The organism is Rhodococcus sp. NPDC056960 (assembly GCF_042674125.1).
In the GTDB taxonomy this organism is placed as follows: Bacteria; Actinomycetota; Actinomycetes; order Mycobacteriales; family Mycobacteriaceae; genus Rhodococcus_F.
The window spans coordinates 148,382-170,700 of record NZ_JBHURF010000007.1 but is presented as its reverse complement, the minus strand read 5'-3'; the positions used below and the strand labels follow the sequence as shown (position 1 = coordinate 170,700).

Sequence of the window (22,319 nt, the reverse complement as noted above, 5' to 3'; positions counted from 1 at the left end):
CTCACGCAGCCGTCCCCGCACGACGCTGCTAGGCGGGATACCTCCACTCAGGAGTCTGCCCCAGATTTCTAGGAGATTGCTTAGAAACGTCTAGATAATGCAATGGCTGGATGCAGTTGTGCGGTCACGCCACCTCGTGCTCCCCGCCGGCAGCGACTTTCCGCAGGCCACGATAGGCGCCTTCCGGTGTCTGCCGCCCCGCGACCACGGCCTCGACTTCGGCGGCGATGGGCATGTCCACGTTGTAGTCGCGGGCCAACTCCATCACCGTGGGGGCAGTCTTGACGCCTTCCGCCACCTGCCCCAGCTTGGCGACGGCCTCGTCGACCGTCATGCCGCGGGCAATGAACTCACCCACCCGGCGGTTCCGCGAACTGGGGCTCATGCACGTGGCGATGAGGTCTCCGACCCCGGTGAGTCCCGCGAACGTCCGCGGATTCGCGCCCATCGCCTCGCCAAGCCGGGTCATCTCGGCCAGCCCGCGCGCCAGGACCATCGCGCGCGTGTTGTCGCCGACATCCAGGCCGTCGGCCATTCCCGACGCGATGGCCACGATGTTCTTCAGCACGCCACCGAGTTCGCAGCCCAGCACATCGGTGTTGCGGTAGACGCGGAACACGGCGGACGCGAACAACGGCTGCAACGCCGTGGCCACCCGAACGTCCTGGGTGGCGACGACGGATGCCGCGGCCAGTCCGTCGACGATCTCCCGCGCAATGTTGGGGCCCGCGAGAAGCCCGACCGGATGACCGGGCAGGCATTCGGCGATCACCTCGGTGGGACGCAACCGGGTTCCCGGTTCCAGTCCCTTCGCCAGCGACAGCACGGGCACCCACGCTCGGACCTCGTTGGTGATCTGAGCGAGCGTGCTGCGGACCGCATGCGACGGCACCCCCACCACGAGAACGTCGGCTTCCTGCGCGGCCTCCACCAGGTCGGCCGTAGACCGCATCGAGTCGGGGAGCGGGCGGTCGCCGAGGTAGCGGGAGTTGCGGTGCTCGGTGTTAATCTCGTCCGCGGTTTCGGCATTTCGCGACCACAGCAGAGTCGGTGTGTTGTGGGCGGCGAGACCAGCCACCGTCGTACCCCACGAGCCGGCGCCGAGCACGACGACGCGTACCGGCCGGGCCATTACCGATCACCCATCGTGTTGTTGCTGTCCATGACCTCAAGCCTCGCACTTGCCGGGCGTTCACGAAGCTGATTCGGTGCACACTCATGACGCGCGCAGGTGTGTCGGAGTCGGCAGCGGCGGCGCGGTGGATCGGTAGTGGTGCCCGGTCGGGGTGCCGAGATCGATCGCATGCCGACCACCCCGGCGGGTGACCGGGCGGGCCACCCACCCCGGTGCCTCCTTCGCGTAATTACACGCCTCACACACACCCGACCCGTTGCCCGCACTGGTCCGACCCATCTTGTCGTGTGAGCGGATGTGATCGTGATGGCGGATCGGCGCATCACACCACGGCGTCCGGCACGTCCGATCCCGCAGATCGATCAACCTCGCCAGACTCTTCGGAAACGTGCGCGACCGCGAGTCCATCGCCGTCAACGCCCCCGACCCCGGGCACGCATACACCCGCCGCAACGCGGTCTCCGTGTCCGCGCTCACCGCGTCCGCCACCAGGTGCCGGGCGATCCCCGCCGGCACCGGACCCCACCCCTGCAGCTGCGCCGCCTCGGAACCCGCCCGCGATAAGGGTGTCATCGGAGAGCACCAGATTCACCGCCACCGGCACCCCCGCCGCCACCGCCCGTCCGGTGCCGCGGTCGAACAACAGATCCACCATCAGCTGATTCCGGGTCCGGCCACCGCCCTGTCCGGTGGCGATCAGACGGTCCGCGTCCCGCCCCAGCGTGGCCTGCAAACACACCGCCTGCGCCACCGGCATCAGCACACTCAGGTACGCCATCATGTCCGGCGCCGGCCGTGTCGTCACCCGCCGCTCCGACACCGCCTTGCGGTGCCGGCGGACGACTGCGGCGGCGTCGAGTTCAGCCGCCAACGCCGCCGCCCGCGCGATCAGCCCGCGATCACCGACCCCGTCCAGCACCGTCGGGTCGGCGCACAACCGGCGGTCCACGATGCCCCGATCCGATGCGGACAGGCAGGCCGTCTCCCGCACCAACAGGGTGGCCCGCCATTCGTTCAACCGCCCCGACCGCAGCAACGCCAGCGTGTGCGGCATCTCGTGCACCACCGCCCGAGCGAACCCCAGATGCCGGCCACCCCGGTTCGGGGATTCCCTGCGCGCCAACGCGATCTGCGACCCGATCCCGCGATTCCACTCCGCCCGCGGCAGCCCCGCGGCCTGCCGCTCCGCCCGAACACATGTCGCGACGTGATCGGTGATCACCGCCTGCGCCGCACAGCCCACCGACTTCAACGCCTCGATCGCATCGAGCAGGTCGATCCCCGCCCCGGCATCCCCACCGGCCTCGACGCACCGCAACCGCGCGGTGAACGCCCGCACCTCCGCCAGATCCGGTGCCACCACATCCCCCGATGCAGCCTCCCCCACGACCAACCTCCCCCAAGGTGATTCGAAACTTTGTTCGATTCTAGCAACCGATCCCGCACCGGGCAATACCCCGACCGTCCGGCGCTCAGGTTCTCCTCGGGTGCCGCCGTCCGAGTTCGTTGCCGCCACAACGGGCCTCGCATTCATGTCGTCCTGTCGACATATAGTCGGCCGATGACCGTTCCAGAGGGGTGGGCCAGGACCGTCACGTGGTGCGCGAGCACCATCGACCCCGCCGAAGGGCGGCGCGCCCCTCAGCTCGGTCGGAGTCCCTCTGCGACAAAGGCGGCCACGGTGCTGGCGATGCTGTTCGTCGCCGCTTCGGCGATAGATTACGGACTGTCCTTTCTTGCGGCGGGGGTCTGCACTGGCAGAGGTTGGCGGCGCTTCTCGTCGGTTGTCCGCTCACCCTGCTCGGGCTGATCAGCTGGATCAGTATGTGCGTCAAGTACGGTCGCGGAGGGCCGCTATACGGTCCGGCGGCGGCGGTGGCTGTGCCCGACAAGGCTTACCGCGAGCTGGGTTCGGCGGACCGCGATCGTGGTCGAGCTCGCTACCACTTCCGCGCGGTGAGTAGCAGGTACTCCCAGTTCATCACGGTGCTGCCGTTCCCGTAGTCGAAGCGGTGTGCGAGATCGGCGAGTTCCCGGTCCAGCGCGGCCACGCGGTCGGGGTCGCCGGCGATGTGCCGGTACACCGCGATGGTCGGGCCGTACCGGGTCTTGAAGTAGTCGCGGAAGTCTTCCGGTGATCGGAACTGGTCGACGCGCAACGTCTTCCGGGTCGCCACGACATCGGTGACGCGATGGGAGAGCAACGCCCGGACGTGGTCCTCGCGACCCCACAGCGGCGGGGGTTGCGCGCCGGGCGGGGGCGGCGGTGCGTAAGGTTTCATCGTCGCGAACATTTGGCCGATGAAGCCTTCGGGGGTCCAGCTGAGCAGGCTGATCGTTCCGCCGGGCCGGCAGACGCGGACCAGTTCGTCGGCGCTCGCCTGGTGATGCGGGGCGAACATGACACCGACGCACGACATCACGGTGTCGAATTCGTCGTCGGCGAACGGCATGGCTTCGGCGTCGGCCTGCCGCCATTCGACGTGGGCCCCGACTTCGGCGGCGCGTCGGCGCCCCGCGTCGAACAGTTCCGGGGTGAGATCGCCGGCCACGACGCTCGCGCCGGACAGCGCCGCGGGGATGGCGGCGTTGCCGGATCCCGCCGCGACGTCGAGAACTCGGTCACCGGGCCTGATGCGGCTGGCGCTGACCAGGGCGGGGCCGAGGTCGGCGATGATGTCGGTGGCCAGGGCGGGATAGTCGCCGAGGGCCCACATCGCGCGGTGCTTGTTCTTCAGTTCGCTGTCGGCGCGCACTGCGTCGATTGTGTCATCCATCTCGGAACTCCAGGGAGGTCGGCTGCATCGGTCGCGTTCCAGCCTGGCCGGACGACGCCGCCTGTGACAGGCACCCTCGGGGTGGGTTCCCACCACCCCGGGGCGTCACTCCTGTTCGCGGAACTGCGCGGCGAGTTCGCTGCGCGAGCGGATGCCGAGCTTCGCGTAGACCCGGGTCAGGTGGTACTGCACGGTCTTGACGGACAGGAACAACTCGCCCGCCGCCTCCTTGTTGCTGGCGCCGCCCGCGACGAGTTCCGTCACCGCGCGTTCCTGTGGGGTCAGTTCGTCGAGTGTGAAGCGGCTCCGTTTGAGGTTGAGGCCGCCGGCCTTCAGTTCGCGGTCGCATCGTTGCACATAGGCGGTGGCGCCGAGCGCGAAATAGCTTTCTCTGGCGGCCTGCATGACGGCGTCCGCTTCGCGTCGCTTGCCTGCCCGGCGCAGGGTCTGACCGTAGGCGAAGTTGACGCGGGCGCGGTCGTAGGGGAGAGGCAGGGTCTCGAGATGTGCCAATGCTTCCTCGAAGACGTCCCGGGCGCCGTCGATGTCGCCGCGTGCGCCGGCGATGCGGCCGCGCGCGTAGCCGAGCCGGGCCATCGCCGATCGGTGTCCCCGCTCGGCGGCGCGTTCCTCGTGCGGGACGAGAAAGGTGTCTGCGTCGTCGACGCGACCGGCCATCACGAGCGCATTCGCGTAGACGTCGGGCCACTGCCAGAAACCGGGTTCGTCGATGCCTTCCCGCGGATGCAGGCGGGTGAGGGGCTCGAGCGCCCGGATCACCCCCGCGTAGTCGGTCTCGACCTCGGCGCACTGTGCGCGCGCCAGTGAGGCCGGAATGAACATCATGGGGTAGTCGTGCGAACTTGCGGCCGCGAGACGAAGGTGCTCCTGAGCCGCGGGCCAGTTGCCGCGGAGCGCATGCGTCTGCGCGCCGGTCCAGTGCACGAGGGGGCGAAGGAGGTCGAGCGTGGCATCCTCGAGTTGGTGGCCCGCCCGTTCGACGGTGACGATGGCGCCGCTCCAGTCGCCGAGGGCGAATTGCGTTCGCGCCAACCAGGCTTGCGCCCACAGCGAGATGCGGGTGGAGCCCATCCGGAAGGCCGTGGGTACGGCGCTCTCGAGTTCCTGGCGCGCTGTCTCGGGATCGTCGAGAGCCAGGTCGAGCCAGCCCCTCGCCATGTCGAAGCGCTGCGATTGGGCGCCGAGGGCGACCTTCGCGGACAGCGTGTCGTATGCGGCCCGTGCCTCTGCGATCCGGCCGGTGGCGGCGAGCCCGAGTCCCATGATCGCCGCGGATTCGACGGCCGACGGATCCGCCGAGTCGACGAGAGCAACTGCCCGGCAACCCCACTCGACGAGATCCGGCCCGTGCCAGCGGGCGAGCGAGTCGAGGACGCGCCGCTGGCAGATCAGTGCCGCGGTGGCCGGATCGGTCTCCGGGTCGCATGCGGCCCAGGACTGGGTGAGCAGCTGGTCGGCTTCCGCGGGACGTCCCCGTTGAATCGCGAGGTAGCCGAGGACGGCGTCACGTAGGGGACTTGCCGGGAAACTCTCGATCTCGGGCGCGAAAGCCAGGGCCTGCGAGAGTTTTCCGGTGCCGAGGAGTGCGTCGACGGCGCGAATCAGCCGATGCTCGCGTTCGCCGCGATCCGCGGTGAGCCGGCTGGACTTGATCAGTGCGTCCGCGACCGCCGACCACGCCCCGACCGTCGCCCTGCCCGCGGAGTATTTGTCGAGTTCGTCCGCGAGCGCGGGGTCGGCGAACGAGGTGGCGGCGGCGCGGTGGTCCAGGCGCCTGCCCTCGTCCTCGACGATGCGTGCGGCGTGGTCGTGCAGATCGCGCAGCCGGACCGGTCCGAGGCTGCGGTAGACGGCGGCGCGGGTGAGCGGTGACGGGAAGGACAGTACGGTCACGCCGCGATGCTCACCGACGGCGAGTAGTCCCGCGCGGTGAATTTCGTCGAGTGCCTCCACGGGGTGCTCGATGTCGGCGAGTGCGGCGGCGTCGGCGAATCGGGGTTCCCCGGCGAGTACGGCGGCCGATTCGACGAGCGCGCGGGCCGGCGGCGAGCAGGCGGACACCCGCGACAGAACGTTCGCGGCGAAGGTGCGCGGCACCGGCAGCACCGGTTGCCACTGACCCCACGCACTCGGATCGACTTCTTGCAGAAGCTGCGTGAGGTGCCGGGGGTTCCCGGCGGTGTGCTGCACGAGTTGGTGCGCCACCGGGGCCGGAAGGTCGACGTGTGCGAGGTCGTTCGCCAGCGCGCGGGTATCGGACGCGTCGAGTGGACGCACGCGGATCCGATGCCTGCGGTGCCGGTCGAGAAGGTCGAGGACCTCCGCGGGAACGCCGTCGGGCGGTTCCGAGTTCGTGACGAGCGCGATCAGCGCGGACCGATCGAGGAGATGCACGACGGACGTCAGGGCCTGGAGCGACGCGACGTCGGCCCAGTGCGCATCGTCGAGGACGACGACGAACGGTGCGTCTCCGGCATCCTTGGCCACCGCTTCGACCAGTTCGCGAGCGACGTCGAGGGGGTCCTCGGCCGTCACGTCCGCACCCAGGAGTTGCCCGGCGACGCCGAAGGGGCGACCGGACGCCCACGGCGCGCAGACGGCCGAGAATTTGAGCAGATCGGGATGGGCGGCGAGGAAGTGCTCCACGAGCGTCGTCTTGCCGATGCCCGGAACGCCCTCGACTACGACGACGACCGGTACGTTCGCGGCCGCCTCCTGCAGGACGGCCGCGAGTTCGGCGAGCTCGCGGGAACGTCCGACAAGTTCGATGTTGCCTGGATCACTCACACCACTCACCGTATCGCGACGCGAATTTTCGGCGTGTGCGTGGCGAAAACGAGGATCGCTTGTAACGTGAAGTGAGAAGCTGCTGGTCAGAACGACCACGAGTCGAAGGATTCGGTGCATTCATGACGACGGAGGCGAACTCCACGAAGTTGGAGCGGGTGGCCATCCGCTTTGCCGGCGATTCGGGGGACGGCATGCAGTTGACCGGCGACCGGTTCACGTCGGAGGCGGCCGCGTTCGGCAACGACCTCGCCACCCAGCCCAACTTCCCCGCCGAGATCCGGGCGCCACAGGGCACGCTCCCCGGGGTGTCGTCGTTCCAGATCCAGATCGCCGACTACGACATCCTCACCGCCGGCGACCGCCCGGACGTCCTGGTCGCGATGAACCCGGCGGCGTTGAAGGCGAACCTGGCCGATCTTCCGCGAGGCGGCATGATCATCGCGAACACGGACGAGTTCACCAAGCGGAATCTCGCGAAGGTCGGATACGCCACGAGTCCCCTCGACGACGACTCCCTCGAGGACTACGTCGTGCATCCGGTGGCGATGTCGACGTTGACGGTCGGCGCGGTCGAACCCGCCGGCCTGAGCCGCAAGGACGGCGAACGGGCGAAGAACATGTTCGCCCTCGGGTTGCTGTCATGGATGTACAACCGTCCCACCCACAGCATCGAGCGATTCTTGCAGACCAAGTTCGCCGCGAAGCCGCAGATCGCGGAGGGCAACCTCCTCGCATTCAAGGCGGGCTGGAATTACGGGGAGACGACGGAGAGTTTCGCGACCACGTACGAGGTGTCGGCGGCGACGCTCCCGCCCGCCACCTACCGCCAGGTCACCGGGAACACCGCACTGGCGTACGGAGTGGTGACCGCAGGCCGGCTGGCGTCGCGGGACGTCTTCCTCGGCACCTATCCGATCACCCCGGCGTCGGACATCCTGCACGAACTGAGCAAGCACCGGAACCTCGGCGTCACCACGTTCCAGGCGGAGGACGAGATCGCTGGGATCGGTGCGGCGCTGGGCGCGTCGATCGGCGGTGCTCTCGGGGTGACGAGCACGTCGGGGCCCGGGCTGGCGCTGAAGAGTGAGGCGATCGGGCTGGCGGTGATGACGGAGGTGCCGCTGCTGGTCATCGACGTCCAGCGAGGTGGCCCGTCCACCGGGCTTCCGACGAAGACCGAGCAGTCGGATCTGTTGCAGGCGATGTACGGGCGCAACGGCGAGTCGCCCGTTGCGGTGATCGCGCCGTGCTCACCGGCCGACTGCTTCGACGCGGCGGTCGAGGCCGCGCGGATCGCGTTCACCTACCGCACTCCGGTGCTGTTGCTGTCGGACGGGGCCATCGCGAACGGCAGCGAACCGTGGGCCATCCCGGACGTGGCCGGGCTGGAGCGGATCGACCCCGGCTGCGAGACGGCGCCACCGGCAGACGGCGAGTTCGCACCGTACGCCCGCGACCGGGACACGCTCGCCCGTGCCGTGGCGATCCCGGGGACACCCGGACTCGAACACCGGATCGGCGGTCTCGAGAAGGCCGACGGCAGCGGCGACATCTCCTACGATCCCGCCAACCACGACCTGATGGTTCGGTTGCGCCAGGCCAAGATCGACGGAATCAGCGTCCCCGACGTGGTCGTCGACGATCCCTCGGGGGAGGCCGACCTGTTGCTCGTCGGGTGGGGCAGCTCGTACGGGCCCATCGGCGAGGCCTGCCGGCGTGCGCGTCGGGAGGGCAAGAAGGTGGCCCACGTGCAGGTGCGCAACCTCAACCCGCTGCCCGCGAATCTCGGTGCGGTGCTCCGCAGTTACGGGACCGTGGTCGCACCGGAGATGAATCTCGGCCAGTTCGCGATGATCCTTCGGTCGAAGTTCCTGGTCGACGTCCAGTCGGTGACCAAGGTGCGGGGGCTGGCGTTCCTCGGCGACGAACTGCACGAGGTGATCGACTCCGCCCTCGCCGGAACGTTGCGTGAACACGAGTTGGCGAAGACCACCGACGCGCTCGCGTCGGCGACCTACCGATCGACCGGACCCCGGTGGGAGGAATCGGTGTGACACAGATGATCAGTCGTGTCGGTGCAGATCTGGGACTGAGCGCCACCGCTCACGTTCCCACGACCGACGAACCGCAGAAGGCCAAGGACTTCGCCTCCGATCAGGAAGTGCGGTGGTGTCCGGGGTGCGGAGACTACGTCATTCTCGCCACGATCCGAAGTTTCCTGCCGGAGTTGGGACTGCGACGCGAGAACCTGATGTTCGTCTCCGGCATCGGATGTTCGAGCCGGTTCCCGTACTACCTCGACACGTACGGGTTGCATTCGATCCACGGTCGCGCGCCGGCCATCGCGACCGGGCTGGCGGTGACGCGACCCGATCTGTCGGTGTGGGTGGTCACCGGTGACGGCGACGCCCTGTCCATCGGCGGCAACCACCTCATCCACGCCCTGCGAAGAAACGTCAACATGACGATCCTGTTGTTCAACAACAGGATCTACGGGCTGACCAAGGGGCAGTACTCGCCGACATCGGAGGTCGGGAAGGTCACCAAGTCGACGCCGCTGGGATCGGTGGATCACCCGTTCAACACACTGTCACTCGCGCTGGGGGCGGAGGCGACGTTCGCGGCCCGTGCGATGGACTCGGACCGCAAGGGGTTGACCGACGTGCTGCGGCAGGCGGCTGCGCACCGCGGCACGTCGTTCGTGGAGATCTACCAGGACTGCCCGATCTTCAACGACGGCTCCTTCGACGTGTTACGTAAGGACGGTGCGGAGCAGCGCCTGATCCCGCTGACCGACGGCGAGCCGATCGTCTTCGGCGGAGCAGGCGAATACTGTGTCGTCCGCTCGGGTTTCGGTCTGAAGGTGACCGCGACCGCCGCCGTCGACCCGGGCGAGATCGTGGTGCACGACGCGTGCACCGACGACCCCGACTACGCGTACGCCCTGTCGAGGCTCTCCGATCAGGACCTCACGCACACCGTCACCGGCGTGTTCCGCAGCGTCGCGCGGGACACGTACGACGACATGGTCCGCCTGCAGAACGAGATCGCACGGGAGAGCGACCCCGTCGACGACGGCTCCCTGCAACGTCTGCTGACCGGTCACGACACCTGGACGGTGGAATAGGCGGTCGTGACCTCGGGACGTGCTGCTCGTGCGCGCGGGACGAAGAACGTCACGATCCCGCCCAGGACGGCGATACCCGCGAAGACGGAGAACGCCACCTGGCTGCTGATGCCTGCGCTGATCAGGGCTCCGCCGATCAGGGGGCCGAAGATGCCGCCGAGCCGGCCGAACCCGGCACACCAGGCCACTCCGGCGCCGCGGGCGGACGTCGAGTAGTAGTTGGACACGAAGCCGTAGATCAGGACCTGCGTGCCGATGGTGCCGACTCCGGCCACGGCGACGGACGCCAGGAGCACCGAAAGTGGGAAGCCGAGCGTCAGGAGGATCAGGGCGAGTGCGGCGAGGCCGAACGTCGTGGCGACGACGCGCTGCGGCCCGATGCCGTCGGCCACCTTGGAAGCGATCAGACCGCCGAGGATCGCGCCGCCGTTGAGGACCAGCAGGAACGACAGCGAACCTTTCGCGTTGAAACCGGCGTCCTCCATGATCTTCGGGAGCCAGGTGTTGAGTCCGTAGGTGAGCAGCAGGCCGGAGAAGCTCATCAGTCCGAGAAGGGCGGTCCCCCAGGCATAACGGCGGGTCGCGAGTGCGGCGAAGCCGACCTTGTCCTCGTGCCCGCGGGCGACGAGCCACTGCGGGGACTCGGGCAGTTTCACGAGCGCCAGCGGAAGCAGGATCACGATGGGCAGTGCACCGATCCAGAAGAGGCCGCGCCAGCCGATCGTGTCGTGCAGCACGATCGCGAGGAGCGACGCGAGCACCCCGCCGGCGGGGACGCCGCTGTAGACGATCGCGTTGTACAGATTCCGCTTTCCGGGAGGCGCGAACTCCGCCACCATCGCCCCGGCGGTGGCGACGAGACCACCGACCCCGATGCCGGTGAAGAAGCGCAGCAGACCGAACATCGTGACGCTGGTCGACATCGCGGCGAGTCCCATGCCGAGGGAGAACCACACGATGTTGATCAGCATCATCCGCCGCCGGCCGAGATAGTCGCCCACGGCGCCGGCGGTGAGGGCGCCCACCATGACACCGATGAGCGCGTATGAGCCCAGCGCACCGGCATGCTGGGCGGAGATCTCGCCGAGTTGGCTGGGATCGTTCATCAACGTCGGAAGGATGGTGCCGTACACGACCAGGTCGTAGCCGTCGAAGATGATGGCGATCGTCGCGATGGCGACGACCCAGGTGACGGCACTGCGGTGCCGTGGACTTGCCCAGGTGTCGGGATTGGATTGATTCATGGTGATCTCCGCTCTCTGAGTGTGACGGGGAACCGCGCCGAAGTCGAAAGTGCAGTGGCTCACAATCGAATTCGGGTAGAGAAATGCCTCATCGGCGAGACGATGCAATGCGTCCCGCCGATGAGGCGGTCGAGATCGGTGAGGTGCTAGCCCAGGTCGCCGCCGGCGACGGGCAGTACCGTCCCGGTGATGTAGGTGGCCTCGTCGGATGCGAGGAAGACGATGGCCGCGGCCTGCTCGTCCAGCGTTCCGTACCGCTTCATCAGGGACGAGTCGACCGTCTGGTCGACGATCTGCTGGTACCAGGCCTTTTCCTGGTCGGTCTCCGCGCCGGGGCCGCGGGGAACTCGGCGCGCCGGCGCCTCGGTGCCGCCGGGAGCGGTGGCGACCACGCGGATTCCGTACTGCGCGGCCTCGAGGGCGAGGGACGCGGTGAGGGCGTTGACGCCGCCCTTCGATGCCGCGTACGGCACGCGGTTGACGCCCCGGGTTGCCACGGAGGACACGTTCACGATGGTGCCCGACTGCTGGGCGATCAGGTGGGGGAGGGCCGCGCGGCACGTCCACAGGGTCGGGAACAGGGACCGCTGCACCTCCGCCTGGATCTGCTCGGCGGTGTAGTGCTCGTACGGCTTGGCCCAGATGGTCCCGCCGACGTTGTTGATCAGCACGTCGAGCCGGCCGTACTGCTGCCGTGCCTCGTCGATCGCGGCCTCGGCGTCGGTGAACTGCTCGAGATCGGCGGTGATGCTGTGCGCTTCGGTGCCGTTCTCGCGCAATCCTTTCGCGACGTCGTGGACCAGTTCGGCGCGGTCGATCAGGATCAGCGACGCACCCTCCGCCGCGAGGCGGGTGGCGACGGTCAGGCCGATGCCCTGCGCTGCGCCGGTGACCGCGACGGCCTTGCCGTCGAAGCGGTGCGGGGTGACATGTCCGCTCATGCGACGGCGCTCCTCTCGATGGCGCGGCACATGGTGGCCTTCGCGTGCGCGCTGTGGCTGACGATCAGGTCGTGAGCGGCGGCCCGGTCACCCTTCTCGAACGCCGCGACGATGTCGAGGTGGTCGTGCTGGATGTGCTCGTCCACCCAGTCCGCGGTGCGGAGCACCTTGGTCATCAGCTGCGTGACCTCCAGGCGGTTGTACGCCTCGAGGAGCACGTCGTTGGCGGTGCACCGGAACAGGAACTCGTGGAAGGCGGCGTTGGTGTCGGTGAAGGCGCCGGCATCCGTGAAGTGGTCGTTGTCGATCGATTCGCATGAGGTCTCGGCGAGGATCCGGTACTCGGCCAGCTGTTCCTGCGTCATCCGGCCGATGGTCAGTTCCATCGCACCGAGTTCGAGTGCCATGCGGGCGTCGAACTGGGCGTCCGACTCCGACAGCGGCTGGTGTTCCTCGCCGATCTCGTATGCGGGAGCGGCCTCGACCGCGGCGTCCGCCGTCGCTGCGGACGGCGCGGATCCACTGGGTGTCGCCGCGTTGTTGAACTTCTCGAAGTAGAAGTTCGCCGGCGTGATGCCCTCCGACTTCAGGTGGTCGCGGACGGCCTCGACCATCGGCGGGGGACCGCACAGGTAGACGTCCACGTCGCCGTCGTTCAGGTGTGCGGGCTCGAACAGGCCGGTGACGTACCCCTTGTTCGGGGCGCTGCTGGCGGGGTCGGACACGCAGTAGTCGAAAGTGAACTGCGGCAGGGATTTCGTGTATTCCTCGAGCTTGTCCAGCTCCACCAGGTCCGCGTCGGACGACACACCGTAGACCAGGTGCACGGGGTGGTCGGCGGCGTCGGTGCGCATCTTGTCGAGAATCGACAGCAGCGGGGCGAGCCCGGTGCCGCCGGCCAGCAGCAGCGCGCGACGCTTCTGCTGACGCAGGAAGAAGCTCCCCATCGGGCCGGTGAATTCGAGTGTGTCGCCGACCTGCGCCCGGTCGCGCAGGTACTCCGACATCAGGCCGCCATCGGTGATCTTGACCAGGAACGACAGTTCCTTCGACGTGGGTCCGGTGCTGAACGAGTACGAGCGGGTCGCGTCCGTCCCCGGGACGGTGATGTTCACGTACTGCCCCGGGAGGAAGACGAGGTCGTCGCGGTTCGCGATGTCGATCGTGAACCCGATGGTGGTGTCGGAGAACTTCCGGATCTCGGTGATCGTCGACGAGAACGTTCCCGCGGCCGTCTTGGCGACGTCGGACGTCGTCGGGATCTGCAGCACCAGATCGCTTTCCGGCATCATCTGGCACGGGAGGCAGTAGCCCTGCTCCGCCTCGTCGTCGGTGAGTGCTTCCTCGATGTAGTCGCCGCCGTCGTACGTGCCGGATTCGCAGAGCGACTTGCAGGTGCCGCACGCCCCGTCCCGGCAGTCGAGGGGGATGTTGATCCGCGCACGGTAGGACGCGTCGGCGACCGTCTCGTCGCCGTCACACTTGATGAAGCGGGTGATCCCGTCCTCGAAACTCAGTGCAACTTGGAAAGTCATGGAAAACAGCTCGATTCGCAACGATGGGGGAGGAACTCAGATGTGGTAGATGTCGACCACGTGGTGGATGTAGTCGTTCTTGAGCACGACCTTCTTCTTCGTGATCAGAGGCTCCGCGCCGGAGAAGTCGATCGTGTAGAAGGAGTTTCCGAAGTACGTGTCGACCGTGTTGTACCGGAAGTACAGGGTGAACCAATTGAACCGGACATCTACGACCTGGCCGCGGCGTTCCGTGACCTCGACGTTCGAGATGTTGTGCCCGGTGCGGGGTTCCGGAAGGCTCGTGGCGCTCGACCGATCGGTCTTGATGCGGAACACCCGGTCCTCGATGCCGCCGCGGTTGGCGTAATAGATCAGCGAGATCTCGGTCATCGGGTCGGTGGTCAGTTCGCCGTCGTCGGCCCACGCCGGCATCCAGAACTCGGAGTCGGGGTGATAGCACTCGATCCACTTCTCGAACTCGCGGTCGTCGAGGTAGCGGGCCTCACGGTAGAGGAACTGCTCGATATCGTGCTGGGTGACGGTGTTTTCGGCAACTGCAGTCATGTCTCTCGTCTCCCTCAGCGGTTGGTTGCGGCAGCGTCGGCGTCGAGTGCCTCGGTGAGCGCCCGCACCCAGTAGCCGTGCTGGATCGGGTAGAGGCCCTCGTCCTCGGTCTTCACGCCGCTGGAGATGGGGTTGATGCCGATCTTCTTCGCGTTCTCGTCCGGTCCCTGCAGCTGGTGGGTGACACCGCGGCTGAGGTCGTTGAACGGTGCGGCTCCGGCCTGGTACGTCTTCTGGCAGGAGCGGAACTCCTCGAGATCGTCCGGGGTGGCCATACCGGTGGCATTGAAGAAGTCCTCGTACTGCCGGATGCGGGCGGCGCGGGCCGCGCGGCTCTCACCCTTGGGGGCGATGCAGTAGATGGTGACCTCGGTCTTGTCGACGGAGATCGGGCGGAAATGCCGGATCTGCGAACCGAACTGGTCCATCAGGTACACGTTCGGGTACAGGCACAGGTTGCGGGACACCCCGATCATCCAGTCGGCGCGGTCCTCGCCGTACTCGGCGACGAGTTCGTCGCGGCGCTCGTTGAGGGGACGGTTCGCGGGATCGGCCCACTTGGTCCACAGCAGCAGATGGCCGTTGTCGAACGAGTAGTAGCCGCCCTGCTGCTTCGACCACTTGCCGGCGTCCATCGCCTTCGTGGCGTTGGTGGACTCACCCGATTCGCGCCTCGACGTGGTCGCGGCGTAGTTCCAGTGGGTGGCGGACACGTGGTAGCCGTCGGCGCCGTTCTCGGTCTGCAGCTTCCAGTTGCCGTCGTACGTGTAGGTGGACGCTCCTCGCAGCACCTCGAGGCCGTCGGGTGACTGGTCCACGATCATGTCGATGATCTTCGTGGTGTCACCGAGGTGCTCCTCGAGCGGCGGGACGTCGGCGTTGAGGCTGCCGAACAGGAATCCGCGGTAGTTTTCGAACCGCGCGACCTTGGTGAGGTCGTGGGAGCCGTCCTTGTTGAACTGTTCGGGGTAACCGGCCTCGCGGGGGTCCTTGACCTTGAGGAGCTTGCCGGAGTTGTTGAACGTCCACCCGTGGAAGGGGCAGGTGAACGTGGTCCGGTTGTCCGTCTTGCGCCGGCAGAGCATGGCACCGCGGTGGCTGCACGCGTTGACCAGGGCGTTGAGTTCGCCCTCCTTGTTGCGGGAGATGACGATCGGCTGGCGGCCCATGTACGTGGTGAAGTAGTCGCCGACGTTCGGAATCTGGCTCTCGTGCGCCAGGTAGATCCAATTGCCCTCGAAGATGTGCTTCATCTCGAGTTCGAATAGGTCCTCGTCCGTGAAGACGCTGCGTCGGACCTGGTAGCGGCCGGTTTCCGCGTCCTCGATCAGCGCGTCGGCGAGCTTGGCGCGCACGTCGTCGGACGGCGCTGTATACAGGGTTTCAGTCATGGGATCCTCCAAGATCTCCGGGGGCTTGCGCCCTGCGGGGGCGCCCGGGTCCGGCAATGGATTCCACTCTTGCAGCCTGTGCGCTGCATCACACTAGGCATTTGCCGAGTACTGATTAGGACGTGTCCGGCATGCGAACTTTTCCCGGAAGATGCGTCGCGGAGCCATGCGCCGGCGTTTGAACGCCTTGACGCCGGCATCGACCATGGCCGGCGGCCCGCACAGGTACCCGGAGTAGCCGCGACAGGTGTCGAAATCCTCCACGAATGCGTCGCCGACGTAGCCCGACCGGCCGGACCACGTCTGACCGCTGAGACACGGAACGTACCGGAACCCCGGGTGCGCTCGTTCCCATTCCCGCAACAAGTCCACGTCGTACAGGTCGGCTTCCTCCCGCACGCCGTGATAGAGGTGGATCGCGCGATCCGGCGTCGTCGACAGCGCATGGCGAACGATGGATTTCAGTGGGGCGAGGCCGGTGCCGCCGCCGAGCAGGATCATCGGACCCTCGTCGACGGGATCGAGCCGGAAGTCGCCGAGCGGTCCCACCATGTCGACGCGCTCACCGACGGACATCGAGCCGAACACCCACCCGTCCGTCGCGACTCCGCCCGGTTGCCTGCGGATGTGGAACTCGAGCTGTTTCGATTCGCCCGGAGTGTTCGCCATGGAGTACTGGCGGCTGTGGTCGGTGCCGGGGACCCGCAGTTCGACGTACTGACCCGCGGAGAATTCGAGGGGGCTGTCGAGCGTGACGAGAACGCGCCGCGTGCCACGGGCGACGTCCTCGATTGCGCTCACAGTACCGACCAGGTCCCGTAACGCATGGACGGTGCCCGCGGGCGCCGTGTCCAGGCGTTCCACCACCGTGTCGCTGCACGGCGTGGCCTGGCAGGCCAGCGCGAACCCCTGTTCGCGCTCGGCCGGGGTCAGCGTGTCCACGGGCGACGGGCCGTGGTCGACGGACCCCGACACCACCCGCAGCTTGCACGTTCCGCACGTGCCCTGATTGCACGAGTTCGGCATCCACACGCTGCCCCGGAGGAGAGCGTCCAGTATCGGCTGGTCGGGGCGGCATTCCACGGTGTCGGTGGCGACGGAAACGGTGAACGTCACGGCTACACCTCCCACGTCGTCCGGAGTGCGGTCGGGCCGCGGAAACCCCAGCCCCAGAATTCGACGTCGGCACCGGAGTCGCGTTCGAGGTTCGGGATCGCCTCGAACAGTTCCTCCAGACCGATGCGGCAGACGTGGTTGGCGAAATAGATGCCCGCGCACGCATGGCTGCCGGAACCGAACGCCAGGTGGGGCAGCGGGGGACGCATCATGTCGTAGTCGGTGGGGGCGTCGTAGACGTCGGTGTCGTGATTCGCCGACCCGTAGGACAGCAGGACCACGGAGCCCTCGGGGAGGAACACGTCCCCGAGCGTGACGTCGGTGGTGCTGACGCGGGCGGTGGCCGACCAGATCGGGGAGGTCCAGCGCATTCCCTCGGAGATCGCCCGCGGAATCAGGGCGGGCTCGTCGACGACGGCCTCCAGCTGCTCGGGCCGGGTGAACAGGCCCACGAGCGTCGATGCCATGCCGTGGCCGGGTTCCTGCATCGCGCCCAGCAGGTAGACGAACAGGGTGGGGTAGATGTAGTCGCGGTCGCGGACCTGCCCTTCGGGCATGCCGTCGTGCAACCAATGCGAGATGGCGCTGTCGTCGGGGTTGACGATCCAATTGTCGATGAGCGGATCGACGATCGCCCGGATCTCGGCTTTCGCCTCGTCGCCCTGCACGAATCCTTCCGGGTTCGTGAACTCACCGTTCGCGTCCACTCCGGCATTGGTGAAGGAGTTCGACAGCCGGTGGAACCAGTCGCGCAGCGTGTCCGAGCTGACGTCGTTCAGGCCCAGCAGGTCACCGAGTGCGCGCACGCTGACGGGCTCGCAGTACTGCGAGACCAGATCGGCGTTGCCGTCGTTCTCGAACTGCTCCACGTAGCGCCGCGCGATGGGGCGGACGAGTCCGTCGACCCACCGGTCCACCTCCGACGGTTGCAGTGCGGGGTCGACCATCGAGCGCAGATCGCGGTGAATCTCGCCGTTGACCCCGATCACCGCCGGATGGCCGAACGTGCGGCCGCCGGCTTTGGTGATGATCCCCTCGAAATCGGGGCTGTTGGCGATGGTGCGGCACAGGTCGGCGGTGGTCGCGACGAACGAACCGAGAACCGGGACGTAGGCTAGCGGCGCCTCGGCGCGCAGCCGTTCGTAGACCGGATAGGGGTTGCGCTCGAGTTCCGTCATCGTGATCTCGTCGATCCAGGACAGCGTGGCAGTCATGTGAATTCTCCTCTTCGGAAACAACTTTCGCGGCCGTGGCTGCGTGGAGGAGAACATATTGCGCGGGTAGGCGGGTGGTCTAGCCGTTCTGCGCGAGGTCTGGACGATGTGCGCGACGAGTTGTGAGCGGGGTCTCAGATATCCTCGACTCGGCGTCCCGGTGCAGCTTGAATAGGTCGGAACGACTCTTCAACGAGGCAGGTGCATGACGATGGCATCGACGATCACCGAGACCCGGGACTGGGATGCGGCGTCGAGAGCGGTGGCCGGTGCGTATTTTCCCCACACGCTGACCGACCTGTCGTCGGGCGGTGCGATGACGCTGTCGATGCGGACCGTCGACTTCGGCCCCGTCACGCTCGGCAGGCTGGGCTGGGGCGCCGACGTGTCGATCGCATGCGACTACCCGGGCGCGTACGAGGTCAACATCCCGCTGTCCGGGTCGTTGGAGTCCCGTTCGCAGGACGGCACGATGGTGTCGAGGCCGGGGCAGGCCACCGTCTTCCGGGCGGACGAGCCGACCTTGATCACCCGGTGGAGCGGCGATTGCTCGGTGCTGGGCGTCAAGTTCGACGGCGACTACCTCGAGCAGGAGGCAGACCGGATTCTCGGCTCCGACCTGCGGACCGGGCTGCGCCTGCCGTCCCAGATCGATCTCACCGCCGCGGCGGAGAGCAGCTGGTTTCGCCTGGTGCGCTCGCTGACCGCGCAACTGCGGGAGCCGGCCGACCTCCTGGCGAACCCGGTTGTCGGCCCACAACTCGCCGGCGCGATCACGTCCGCGTTCATCCTGGCCGTCACGCCCGACGAGAAGACCCGCGCCGGCGCCCCGCGACCGCGGATCGTCAAACGTGTCCTCGACGGGCTGAACGACGACCCGGCCCGGGCCTGGACGGCGGCCGACATGGCCGAATTGGCCGGCACCAGTGTGCGCCGGTTGCAGGAGGGTTTCCGTCAGTACGTCGGACGCACCCCGTCCGAATGCCTCCTCGACATCCGTTTGAGCCGGGCCGACGCGGACCTGAAGGCACTGGGCGGGAGCGTCACCGTCTCCGAAGTCGCTGCCCGCTGGGGCTTCACGCATGCGGGCCGGTTCGCCGCCGCGTACCGCAGGCGGTACGGCAAATCCCCGTCAGAGCTGATTCGCTTCTGACGGGGACTGCGGGGGTGTGCGGTTACTTGTTGCCGAAGTACGAGACGTCGTCGTTGCCGATGAGGTCGGGCACCGTCCAGCCGTCGAGGTCGTACTCGGACAGGCACTGCTCGGCGAAGCCCTTCATGGAGGCGACGTCACCACGGTTCTCGGCGGCGAACAGAAGTTCGGCCTTGACGTTCTCGTGGTTGCCCGAGTAGTTGCGCTCGTACAGCTCGTGCCGGCCGCCGAACTCGCTGCCAATCGAATCCCACAGCGCCTTCATGATCTTCACCCGCTCGACCGCGGTCATGCCGTCGGAGCCGCGCACGTACTTGTCGAGGTACGGGCGCACGTCGGGGCTCTTGAAGTCGCGTGCGCTCGACGGCAGGTAGATCAGGCCGGACGCGACGTCCTGCTCGATGATCTCCTTGATCCGCGGGTAACCCTGGATCATGAACATCCGGTACGTGAGACCGTATTCGAGCTTGGGGATGACGGTGTCGCCGATCCACGGTTCGGGGTTGCGTGCCATGGATTCCGTCAACGACCAGAACAGGTTTCGCCAGCCGATGACCTCACCGACGCGGGTCTGGACGCCGCGGAATCCGCCTGCGCCGGTGGCGTCGAGGGCCTTCATCAGCATGCCGGCGATGAAGTCGAGCTTGACGGCGAGTCGCGTGCAGCCCTGGAAGGTGAAGCGGGGCAGGAACCCCGATTGCGGGAAGAAGCCGTTGATCTTGTCCACGTCGCCGTACATGAAGACGTTCTCCCACGGCACCAGCACCTTGTCGAAGATGAAGATGGTGTCGTTCTCGTCCATGCGGCTCGACAGCGGGTAGTCGAACGGGGTGCCCATGACGGCCGCGTTCTGCGTGAACGAGGACCGGCAGATCAGTTTCACGCCCGGTGCGTCCATCGGGACGGTGCAGATGAGGGCGAATTCCTTCTTCTTGATCGGCAGGCCGTAGTGGGCGATGAAGTTGTAGTTGGTGATCGCCGAGCCGGTCGCGACGACCTTGGCGCCCGACACGATGAGACCGGCGTCGGTTTCCTTCTCCACCTTCATGAACACGTCGCCGACCTCGTCCGGGGGCAGCTGCCGGTCGACGGGCGGGTTGATGATCGCGTGGTTCCAGTAGAGGACCTTCTCCTGCGATTCCTTGTACCAGCGCTCGGCGTTGGCCTGGAACGGCGAGTAGAGCTCTTTGTTGGCGTGCAGCGTGCCGAGGAACGAGGCCTTGTAGTCGGGGCTCCGGCCCATCCAGCCGTACGTCATGCGCGCCCAGGTGGCGATCGCGTCGCGTTCCTTCAGCAGGTCGTCCGAGGACTTCGGGGCCTTGAAGAACGGCATGGTCACGCCGCCGTTGCCGGTGTCGGTGGACGTCGTGACCTTGTCGACGTGCTCACCGGTGTGCATCGAGTCGTAGAGGCGGGCGGTCATCCGGATGGGGTTCCGGAACGCCGGATGGGTGGTGACGTCCTCGACGCGTTCCCCGTGCAACCAGATCTCGCGGTCGTCCTTCAGCGACTCGATGTACTCGTCGCCGGTCATCGGTCGGGTGGCGAAGTTGGCGGTGCGGTTGGCCTCGGCGTTCTCCGCGGGGTTGACCTTCGTGGGGTCGAGCGTGGTCTCGGGTGCGCTTTCGGTGGTGGTCATGAGGGAAGTCCTTTCGGATTCGGCGGTCAGTGGGCGGGCTGGAGATGGAAGGGGGTGAAGGAGGTGGCGGCGTCGAACCATCCGCTGTTCGGATCGTCCATCGATCCGTTCCACGCGGCGGACGCCGACGGTGTGCCGAGGTCGTGGAACGTGCTCCGGTAGAACAACAGCGGATCCTTGCCGCTGGATTCGGCTGCCACGATCTCGCCGATGAAGATGATGTGGTCGCCGCCGTCGTATTCGGCCCACGGCTTGCAGGACAGCGTGGCGGCGGCCCCGGAGATGATCGGAGCGGTCGGACCGTCGGCCCACACCGGTTCGGGGTTCTGTGGGCGCCCCGCGAAATGCAGGGCGGTGCCCACCTGGTCGGCGGCGAGGATGTTGACGGCAAACGGTGCCTTGGTCAAATAGTTGCAGGCCTTCGACTTTCGGGTCAGGGTGACCTGGCACAGCCTCGGTTCGATCGACACGGCGGTGAAGGCGGTGACCGTCGCTCCGTGCGGCAGACCCTCGGAGTTGCTGCACGTGATGACAGTGACTCCGCTGGCAAACTGACCGAAGATGTTCCGGAGTTCGCGCTGCTCCATGTTCGGAGCCTCCTTTCCTGTCCGGGCGCTGTTGCGGTACGGACGAACGTACGACCGCGCGAACAGGGCGTCGATCCGCTGAGCGCGGAGGTGATCCGCTTTGCGCAGTGACTCGGGTCACGCAGAAAATTGCATTCGAAGGTGTCCGTGGTCACACTGGTGCCATGCAGTCCACGCCCAGGCCCCTGCGCCCCGAAGATTGGGACGAGGCGTCGCATGTGGTGTCGGACGTATACTTCCCGCACCGGCTGACCCCGCTGAGCAGGTCGAACGCGCGCAATACCGTCGCCGAGGCCGTGGAGCTGGGCCCGGTGAAGATCACCCACATCGGGTGGGGTGCGGACGTGTCGATCCAGTCGGACCACCCCGGCGCCTACGCGATCAACGTGCCGCTGTCGGGACATCTGGAATCGGTGACGGGCAGAACCGAGGTGTCGTCGGTGCCCGGGTCGGGCACCATCTGCCCGCCCGACACCACCACACTCATCACCGACTGGAGCAAGGACTGCTCGATCATCGGCGTGCGCGTCGACCGCGACTACCTGCACCGCGAGATGGCGCGGGTCCTGGCGCGGCCGGGGCTGCGGCTGCCCGCGCAACTGGACCTGACCAGCGCGAACGGTGCGAGCTGGCTGGCCCTGGTGCGGTCGCTACTCGACCAGATGCTGCGATCGGACGGCGTCTACGCGAACCCCCTTGTCGCCGAGCAACTGTCGGGGGCGGTCACCACCGCGCTCGTCCTGGCGGCGATCCCGGACGACGACACCGCGGGCGGCGGGACCCGTCCGCGCATCGTCAAGCGCGTCACCGACGAGATCCACGCCGACCCGGCGCGGGCCTGGACCGCGGCCGAGATGGCCGAGATCGCGGGCGTCGGAGTCCGCCGCCTGCAAGAGGGCTTCCAGGAGTACGTCGGCGTGAGCCCCCGCGACTATCTGCTCGACGTGCGCCTCGAACGCGTCCACGACGACCTGCTGCGCGCGGACGGTTCGCCGACGGTCGCCGAGGTCGCGATGCGCTGGGGTTTCACGCACACGGGCCGGTTCGCGGCGGCGTACCGGCGGAAGTACGGCGTGGCGCCGTCCGAGGCGCTCCGGGGCTGA

General features: G+C 67.3%; 16 protein-coding genes and 1 pseudogene. 4 read left to right on the top strand and 13 right to left on the bottom strand.

Going from position 1 to position 22,319, the window contains the following annotated elements:
* Positions 1-124: 124 nt before the first annotated feature.
* The 4 genes and pseudogenes from ACFTWF_RS13170 to ACFTWF_RS13155 form a co-directional block, all read right to left on the bottom strand.
* Positions 125-1,132 carry an NAD(P)H-dependent glycerol-3-phosphate dehydrogenase gene (locus tag ACFTWF_RS13170; RefSeq protein WP_185725721.1) on the bottom strand — a complete coding sequence of 336 codons (1,008 nt, stop codon included), beginning with the start codon at positions 1,130-1,132 and terminating at the stop codon, positions 125-127.
* Between the two features lie 84 nt (positions 1,133-1,216).
* Positions 1,217-2,474 (bottom strand): annotated as a pseudogene (locus ACFTWF_RS13165) (HNH endonuclease).
* Between the two features lie 601 nt (positions 2,475-3,075).
* Positions 3,076-3,912, bottom strand: a complete 837-nt coding sequence (locus ACFTWF_RS13160; RefSeq protein WP_378461647.1) for a class I SAM-dependent methyltransferase — start codon at positions 3,910-3,912, stop codon at positions 3,076-3,078.
* A gap of 105 nt (positions 3,913-4,017) precedes the next feature.
* Positions 4,018-6,720: an AAA family ATPase gene (locus tag ACFTWF_RS13155; RefSeq protein ID WP_378461646.1), complete on the bottom strand. Its 2,703-nt coding sequence runs from the start codon at positions 6,718-6,720 to the stop codon at positions 4,018-4,020.
* A 122-nt stretch (positions 6,721-6,842) separates the two neighbouring features.
* On the opposite strand from ACFTWF_RS13155, the gene ACFTWF_RS13150 reads away from it, so the two are divergent.
* Positions 6,843-8,777, top strand: a complete 1,935-nt coding sequence (locus tag ACFTWF_RS13150; RefSeq protein WP_378461645.1) for a 2-oxoacid:acceptor oxidoreductase subunit alpha — start codon at positions 6,843-6,845, stop codon at positions 8,775-8,777.
* A 5-nt stretch (positions 8,778-8,782) separates the two neighbouring features.
* Complete coding sequence (locus tag ACFTWF_RS13145) at positions 8,783-9,850, top strand: 2-oxoacid:ferredoxin oxidoreductase subunit beta (RefSeq protein WP_378461807.1); 1,068 nt, start codon at positions 8,783-8,785, stop codon at positions 9,848-9,850.
* Here the strand turns inward: ACFTWF_RS13145 and ACFTWF_RS13140 are convergent.
* From ACFTWF_RS13140 to ACFTWF_RS13110, 7 genes are all read right to left on the bottom strand, one after another.
* Positions 9,826-11,094, bottom strand: coding sequence for an MFS transporter (locus ACFTWF_RS13140; RefSeq protein WP_378461644.1), 1,269 nt, complete (start codon positions 11,092-11,094; stop codon positions 9,826-9,828). The two genes, ACFTWF_RS13145 and ACFTWF_RS13140, sit on opposite strands and share 25 nt — an antisense overlap.
* A gap of 146 nt (positions 11,095-11,240) precedes the next feature.
* Positions 11,241-12,035, bottom strand: coding sequence for a 1,6-dihydroxycyclohexa-2,4-diene-1-carboxylate dehydrogenase (locus tag ACFTWF_RS13135; protein WP_378461643.1), 795 nt, complete (start codon positions 12,033-12,035; stop codon positions 11,241-11,243).
* On the bottom strand, positions 12,032-13,570 hold the full coding sequence (benC, locus tag ACFTWF_RS13130; protein ID WP_378461642.1) for a benzoate 1,2-dioxygenase electron transfer component BenC: 1,539 nt from the start codon (positions 13,568-13,570) through the stop codon (positions 12,032-12,034). The genes ACFTWF_RS13135 and benC overlap by 4 nt, the downstream gene beginning before the upstream one ends.
* A gap of 36 nt (positions 13,571-13,606) precedes the next feature.
* Complete coding sequence (gene benB, locus ACFTWF_RS13125) at positions 13,607-14,116, bottom strand: benzoate 1,2-dioxygenase small subunit (protein WP_378461641.1); 510 nt, start codon at positions 14,114-14,116, stop codon at positions 13,607-13,609.
* 14 nt (positions 14,117-14,130) lie between these two features.
* Complete coding sequence (gene benA, locus ACFTWF_RS13120) at positions 14,131-15,507, bottom strand: benzoate 1,2-dioxygenase large subunit (protein ID WP_378461640.1); 1,377 nt, start codon at positions 15,505-15,507, stop codon at positions 14,131-14,133.
* A gap of 93 nt (positions 15,508-15,600) precedes the next feature.
* On the bottom strand, positions 15,601-16,623 hold the full coding sequence (locus tag ACFTWF_RS13115) for a 2Fe-2S iron-sulfur cluster-binding protein (RefSeq protein ID WP_378461639.1): 1,023 nt from the start codon (positions 16,621-16,623) through the stop codon (positions 15,601-15,603).
* 2 nt (positions 16,624-16,625) lie between these two features.
* Positions 16,626-17,837, bottom strand: a complete 1,212-nt coding sequence (locus ACFTWF_RS13110) for a cytochrome P450 (RefSeq protein WP_378461638.1) — start codon at positions 17,835-17,837, stop codon at positions 16,626-16,628.
* Positions 17,838-18,042: 205 nt separating this feature from the next.
* On the opposite strand from ACFTWF_RS13110, the gene ACFTWF_RS13105 reads away from it, so the two are divergent.
* Positions 18,043-18,990 carry an AraC family transcriptional regulator gene (locus tag ACFTWF_RS13105; protein ID WP_378461637.1) on the top strand — a complete coding sequence of 316 codons (948 nt, stop codon included), beginning with the start codon at positions 18,043-18,045 and terminating at the stop codon, positions 18,988-18,990.
* Between the two features lie 22 nt (positions 18,991-19,012).
* Here ACFTWF_RS13105 and ACFTWF_RS13100 read toward each other — a convergent pair whose 3' ends face one another.
* Positions 19,013-20,629 carry a 4-hydroxyphenylacetate 3-hydroxylase family protein gene (locus ACFTWF_RS13100; RefSeq protein WP_378461636.1) on the bottom strand — a complete coding sequence of 539 codons (1,617 nt, stop codon included), beginning with the start codon at positions 20,627-20,629 and terminating at the stop codon, positions 19,013-19,015.
* A gap of 26 nt (positions 20,630-20,655) precedes the next feature.
* Positions 20,656-21,216 (bottom strand): flavin reductase family protein, encoded by a 561-nt coding sequence (locus tag ACFTWF_RS13095; protein WP_378461635.1) that lies wholly within the window; start codon positions 21,214-21,216, stop codon positions 20,656-20,658.
* 164 nt (positions 21,217-21,380) lie between these two features.
* Between ACFTWF_RS13095 and ACFTWF_RS13090 the strand changes: the two genes are divergently transcribed.
* Positions 21,381-22,319 (top strand): AraC family transcriptional regulator, encoded by a 939-nt coding sequence (locus tag ACFTWF_RS13090; RefSeq protein WP_378461634.1) that lies wholly within the window; start codon positions 21,381-21,383, stop codon positions 22,317-22,319.